Here is a 937-nt window from a genome sequence, read left to right on the forward strand (position 1 = left end):
AAACTATATGCTTTGTGTTTTCTTCTTTTGAATTAACAGTGAGGTATAAATATTCAAAGGGATTCTCATAATTCGTTAAATCTATACAATCACTTATATGAATGCGCTTTGTCTTTTCGCTGTGAGCATTTAATTCAAACAATCTGGTAACTAGACTAGAATCTCTTATATCATGTGAATTGGAGCTCCAGGTCTTTGCAAACATTCTAGCCATATCTTCGTTTATGAATAAAAATCCGCACTGACATTGAAAAGGATGCTTGATTTCATTTTTTATGAGATTATATTCATTTTTCCAACCCCCGCCACAACTGGGGCATATTGATGATAGTGGCTTATTATGAAGTGGACAAGTATTAAATAGTTTAAATTGATGAAAAGTACTATGATATCCTATTTTTATACATTCAGGGCAAAACCTAAACGTGTCAATATAGAAAACCTTATAATGATGTTTTTGAATTAAAATTTTTAATATTGTTGCGCTTTCTTCAATTATATTTGCTTTCAAATTAAAACCAAGTATATCTTGTAATCTCTTTTCATCAAAACCTTCTAAAGTAAATAAATCTCCATCTTTTTTACTCCAAACATTGCTTCTTTTATTCTGGATAGATTCTGAACCAAATATCTTAAATAAATCATTAATTGTAACCTTGTTTGCAAACATAAACTTATGAAATATGCTCCAAGCTGATTCATAGGGATGGTACCAACTACTACTCCAGGCAAAAGTTCTCTTGAGATTTTCTTCGGTATGATTGTAAATTAATTTTTTCATCTTAGCCCCCTTTATTTAAAAGATCACTATAAATTTCTGATTCAATGTAACCCGAATATTTCACTGCTTCTTTAAAATGGTTTTTTGTCAAAACCTCTACATTTTTACCATCAACTCCATAGTGAATTAATATATACCTGTCTCTTATACACATCT

1 protein-coding gene is annotated in these 937 nt (G+C 29.9%); it reads right to left on the reverse strand.

The features are described 5' to 3' along the window. On the reverse strand, nucleotides 1–781 hold a 781-nt coding region (locus tag E1I69_RS24195), incomplete at its 3' end, for a TniQ family protein (RefSeq protein ID WP_207308608.1). Between the last annotated feature and the right edge of the window lie 156 nt (nucleotides 782–937).

The sequence above is a fragment of the Bacillus timonensis genome, assembly GCF_004799755.1.
Lineage (GTDB): Bacteria > Bacillota > Bacilli > Bacillales > Bacillaceae_L > Ferdinandcohnia > Ferdinandcohnia timonensis_A.